The sequence below is a fragment of the Hydrogenophaga sp. genome, from assembly GCF_041633695.1.
GTDB lineage: Bacteria > Pseudomonadota > Gammaproteobacteria > Burkholderiales > Burkholderiaceae_C > Hydrogenophaga.
In genome coordinates this window covers 1-3,194 of record NZ_JBFJMY010000464.1, presented here as the reverse complement: position 1 = coordinate 3,194, position 3,194 = coordinate 1, and the positions used below count along the sequence as shown (strand labels likewise).

Here is a 3,194-nt window from a genome sequence, read left to right as displayed (position 1 = left end):
GCACCTTCGGTGCGCGCGCATTCGGCGGCGACGCTGGCCAGGCGCCGGTTGAAGGATTGGGCGCGGGTGCTGCCGGCCAGGATCAAGAGGGGGGTGGGTGTGCTCATGCGGCTATTGTGTCCCGGTTTCGGGGCTCACCGATCCGGGTGCACAAGGCCCAGGGGTTTGGGTGTCGTCGTCCAGCGCGAGCAACAGGCTGGTGCGGTGGTCCCGCGCCACGGTTTGCCAGTGCAGGCCGGTCAACGCGCCTTCGAGCGCCCACAGCAGGTTGAGACTGGCGCTGGGGCAACAACGTTTGACCCGTCGGTAGGCGGCGACCGAGCCCAGCTGTTGCAGGCGCGCCAGATCGTGGATGCCCGCAGCCTCCAGCATCGCCATGGATTTTGGCCCCAGCCCGGGCAGGGTCTGCGGCTGCTTCGGGGTGGGGCGTGTGGACATGGCGGCAGATTTGGGGCAAAGATGGGACAATCGAAGGCTCACCGCAGGGCCTGCATAGGCTGTGGCGGGCACTTGTTTCACGTGAAACACCGCATTGAACGACAGCGCGGCACACCATTGTCGCGCCCCGGAGCACCCTCACATGTTGTACCCACAGGAATTTGACGTCATCGTTGTTGGCGGTGGCCACGCTGGCACCGAAGCCGCGCTGGCCGCTGCGCGCATGGGTTGCAGCACCTTGCTGCTCAGCCACAACATCGAAACGCTGGGGCAGATGAGCTGCAACCCTTCGATTGGCGGCATCGGCAAGGGCCACCTGGTGAAAGAGGTGGACGCGCTGGGCGGTGCCATGGCCTTGGCGACGGACGAAGGCGGCATCCAGTTCCGCATTCTGAACAGCTCCAAAGGCCCGGCCGTGCGCGCCACCCGTGCCCAGGCCGACCGCATGCTGTACAAGGCCGCCATTCGCCGCATGCTGGAGAACCAGCCCAACCTCTGGCTGTTCCAGCAGGCGGTGGACGACCTGATGGTGGAGGGCGACCGGGTGGTGGGCGCCGTGACCCAGGTGGGTGTGCGTTTTCGCGGCCGCACCGTGGTGCTCACGGCGGGTACTTTTCTCGACGGAAAAATCCATGTAGGCCTGAACAACTATGCGGCAGGCCGGGCAGGTGACCCGCCTGCGGTGTCGCTCTCGGCCCGGCTCAAGGAGCTGAAGCTGCCCCAGGCGCGCCTCAAAACCGGTACGCCGCCGCGCATCGACGGCCGCAGCATCGACTACAGCAAGTGCACGGAACAACCCGGCGACGGCATGCCCGGCGGCATGGGCGAAGAGGGCCGGGTGCCGGTGTTCAGCTTCATGGGGAATGCCAGCATGCACCCCCGGCAGGTGCCGTGCTGGGTCACGCACACCAATGCGCGCACGCACGACATCATCCGCTCCGGCTTCGACCGCAGCCCCATGTTCACCGGCAAGATCGAGGGCGTGGGCCCACGCTATTGCCCGAGCGTGGAAGACAAGGTGAACCGCTTTGCCGACAAGGACAGCCACCAGATTTTTCTGGAACCCGAGGGCTTGACCACGCACGAGGTCTACCCCAATGGCATTTCCACCAGCTTGCCGTTCGACATCCAGCTGGAGCTGGTGCGCAGCATGGCCGGTATGGAAAACGCGCACATTCTGCGCCCCGGTTACGCCATCGAATACGACTACTTCGACCCGCGCTCGCTCAAGAGCAGCTTCGAAACCCGCCAGATCGCCGGCTTGTTTTTCGCCGGCCAGATCAACGGCACCACCGGCTACGAAGAGGCCGCGGCGCAAGGTTTGTTTGCCGGCATCAACGCCGCCTTGCAGTGCCGGGGCGAAGCGTCCTGGCTGCCGGGCCGCAGCGAAGCCTATCTGGGCGTGCTGGTGGACGACCTCATCACCAAGGGCGTGACCGAGCCTTACCGCATGTTCACCAGCCGTGCCGAGTACCGCCTGCAGCTGCGCGAAGACAATGCCGACATGCGCCTGACCGAAGCCGGGCGCCGCATGGGCCTGGTGGACGATGCGCGCTGGGATGCTTTCAGCCGCAAACGCGACGCGGTTTCACGTGAAACCGAACGCCTCAAAGCCACCTGGGTGAACCCGCGCAACCTGCCCGCCGCCGAGTCCGAGCGGGTGTTGGGCAAGGCCATCGAGCACGAGCACAACCTGTTCGATCTGTTGCGCCGACCCGGTGTGCACTACGCCGAACTCATGGGCATGGCCGGGCAAACGAGCGGCGCGCACGAGCAGGTGCCCGCTGTTTCACGTGAAACCTTGGGCGACTTGTACGAGCCGGTGCTGGAACAGGTGGAGATCGCGGCCAAGTACTCCGGTTACATCGACCGCCAGATCGACGAGGTGCAGCGCGCGGCCCACTACGAAGACCTGAAGCTGCCGCCCGATCTGGACTACTTGCAGGTGACGGCGCTGTCGTTCGAGGCGCGCCAAAAGCTCCACCAGCACCGCCCCGAAACCCTGGGCCAGGCCTCGCGTCTGTCGGGCATCACGCCAGCCAGCATGTCGCTGTTGTTGATCCACCTGAAAAAGGGCGGCTTCAAAGGCTTTGCAGGCAAGGCGGGCGTGGTGACCGAGCACAAGGCAGCGGCGTGAGCGCGACGCAGGAGGCGGGTGGCGCTCTCGCGCTGGCGCTGCGGCGTGGCGCCGAAACCTTGGGTCAGAACCTGGACGACGCGCAAATCGACCAACTGCTGGCCTACCAGGCCTTGATCCAGAAATGGAACCGGGTCTACAACCTGACCTCGGTGCGCGCCCCCGAAGACATGCTCACCCACCACCTGCTGGACAGTTTGGCGGCAGTGGCCCCATTGCTGCGCCAAGTGGGGCCAGGCCCCATCCGCCTGCTGGATGTGGGTTCGGGCGGTGGCCTGCCCGGCGTCGTGCTGGCCATTGTTTGCGCCCAGATCCAGGTGACCTGTGTGGACACGGTGCTGAAGAAGGCCACTTTCATCCAGCAAGTGGCCGCGAGTTTGCAGCTGCGCAATCTGCGTGGTTTGCACGCGCGGGTGGAGTCCATCGGCACAGGTGGAGCCGAAGCGGGTGGCTACGACGTGGTGTGTTCGCGGGCCTTTGCCTCTTTGGGCGATTTCACCAGCTGGTCCCGCGCCGCGCTCAAGCCTGGGGGCATCTGGATGGCCATGAAAGGCAAGCACCCGGCCGACGAGCTGGCAGGCCTGCCGCCAGGCCTGGAGGTGTTTCACGTGGAACAACT

The 3,194-nt window shown here is 65.6% G+C and carries 3 protein-coding genes; 2 read left to right on the top strand and 1 reads right to left on the bottom strand.

The genetic code is table 11. The annotated features are described in order from the left end of the window. Positions 1 to 111 precede the first annotated feature (111 nt). Positions 112 to 438: a TfoX/Sxy family protein gene (locus tag ABYB95_RS20150; protein WP_372661042.1), complete on the bottom strand. Its 327-nt coding sequence runs from the start codon at positions 436 to 438 to the stop codon at positions 112 to 114. Between the two features lie 142 nt (positions 439 to 580). Here ABYB95_RS20150 and mnmG point away from each other — a divergent pair, with 142 nt between their 5' ends. Next, on the top strand, positions 581 to 2,575 hold the full coding sequence (gene mnmG, locus ABYB95_RS20145) for a tRNA uridine-5-carboxymethylaminomethyl(34) synthesis enzyme MnmG (protein ID WP_372661039.1): 1,995 nt from the start codon (positions 581 to 583) through the stop codon (positions 2,573 to 2,575). After that, positions 2,572 to 3,194, top strand: a 623-nt coding sequence (gene rsmG / locus ABYB95_RS20140; RefSeq protein ID WP_372661036.1) for a 16S rRNA (guanine(527)-N(7))-methyltransferase RsmG, incomplete at its 3' end; no start/stop codon positions are given. The genes mnmG and rsmG, both read left to right, overlap by 4 nt.

Excerpts from the sequence above, each read along its gene's own strand:
- mnmG (WP_372661039.1), top strand. The coding sequence starts at position 581 with ATGTTGTACCCACAGGAATTTGACGTCATCGTTGTTGGCGGTGGCCAC.
- ABYB95_RS20150 (WP_372661042.1), bottom strand. The coding sequence starts at position 438 with ATGTCCACACGCCCCACCCCGAAGCAGCCGCAGACCCTGCCCGGGCTG.